Consider the following 1,709-nt stretch of genomic DNA (forward strand, 5'->3'; position numbering starts at 1 on the left):
GAGGAAATAAAACTGGCAGGTTCCTTATTCTCAGGATCATAAAATTGGGATTTAAATGCTTTGATACTGTTCAATTTTAAATTCCAAAAATCTGTTATATCCACTACAAAATCAGGTTTGATGTAGTTGTTCTGAATGTAATGGTAAACATTCTTTGGTCTCCAAGGACTTTGAGATGAATTTTCATATGATGTCTCAATTTTTCTTAATCCGCTCATAAAACAGGCATTGGATACCAGGCTGCCTCCCTTTCCATGATCGGGATGTCTGTCCGAAACGGCATTTGCAAGGACGATGTCAGGACGGTATTTTCTGATCATCTTAATTAATTCTATTTGATGTTCATCGTCATCTTTGAAAAAGATATCCCTGAAATTGAGATTTTCTCTTGCTGACAAACCCAAAGCCGCCGAGGAATTCTCAGCCTCGATCAGTCTCATTTCCGGTGTGCCTCTTGTACCCATTTCACCTTGGGTAAGATCAACAATGCCTACCTTGTATCCTTTTGAGATATGAGATGCAATCGTTCCCGAGCAGGACAATTCTGCATCATCAGGATGTGCTGCAATCACTAAGATATCTAATTTCATATTATTTGAATTTAAAACCTGAAACGCATTTACTATTTCAACAGGCTATTTGATTCTTAGCCTCTGCCCCACCCTGATTACCGAATTGGTCGAAATGTTGTTGAGGCGGGTAATTGTACTGACCCTTACACCATAACGTCTTGCGATAACACTTAAATTTTCACCACTTCTTACCCTATGATAAATAGCTTGCTGGGCTTTTATGACATGGTCAAAACTGGAGGATGTGATGGTATAAAATTCACTTTTGATCCTTCCGATATTGAAATCAAATATTTCAGTTGGGTTGATGGAAAGGCCTTGGTATCTAATTTCAAAGTGAAGATGAGGCCCGGTACTTCTTCCCGTACTTCCCCCCAAACCTATTATTTCACCGGCTTTTACTTCCTGTCCGATCTCTACAGAAAATTTTGATAAATGGCCATAAAGTGTTTCTAAACCATTTTTGTGTCTCACCACAATGTAATACCCGTACCCGTTGCGATCAAAGGATCTGATTCTGACTATTCCGTCAAAAGCACTATATACCTGATCTCCTGTGGTGAGTTTTAAATCTGTACCATGGTGCCATCTATATCTCCTGAATCCGAATTCAGATGTAATCCTACTTTCATTTAAAGGGAGTTTCCAATCGGTACCGAAAAAAGGATCGTAAAGTTTTATGTGAACACTATCCTTAAAATCTTTGGGATTGAAATCATAAATATTGATTTTTTTGCTATCCCATGAAGAATAATATTCAAAAGCCGTTACCCAAATACTGTCAATAAGAATCTGTTCAGAAACCTGTACGAGTTGGTTGGTCGGTGCCCAAATCAAGGATAAAGTATCTTCAGATACAATACTGAGACGTTTTTTCAGGTTGACGTAATCTTTATAAAGTAATGAGTCGGTTTCCCGTGTTAGTTCCTGAAGGTATTTTTCAGAATCAAAAAGTCTCAAATCCCGAGATAATGGATTATTTTGGGTATTAGTTTGAGGTTTGGATTTTTTGATAATTTTTGGAAAATTCTGGGCAAAGGAGTTTTGATTTCCCATGCCCACAAATATCAATAATATAATCCAGATACCTTTTAATTTCATTATTTCTGATTATGACAATTCTTTAGAAGCTAAATA

2 protein-coding genes are annotated in these 1,709 nt (G+C 37.0%); both read right to left on the bottom strand.

Annotated elements, in window-relative coordinates; genetic code table 11:
- Positions 1-590 (bottom strand): bacillithiol biosynthesis deacetylase BshB1 (gene bshB1, locus ACEW8O_RS05860; RefSeq protein WP_373493689.1); only part of this gene is annotated, 590 nt, incomplete at its 3' end.
- A 45-nt stretch (positions 591-635) separates the two neighbouring features.
- The gene (locus ACEW8O_RS05865) at positions 636-1,673 is read right to left on the bottom strand and encodes a peptidoglycan DD-metalloendopeptidase family protein (protein WP_373493690.1); all 1,038 of its coding nucleotides are present in this window, start codon (positions 1,671-1,673) and stop codon (positions 636-638) included.
- Positions 1,674-1,709 lie beyond the last annotated feature (36 nt).

This window comes from Aquiflexum sp. (genome assembly GCF_041749095.1).
In the GTDB taxonomy this organism is placed as follows: domain Bacteria; phylum Bacteroidota; class Bacteroidia; order Cytophagales; family Cyclobacteriaceae; genus Aquiflexum.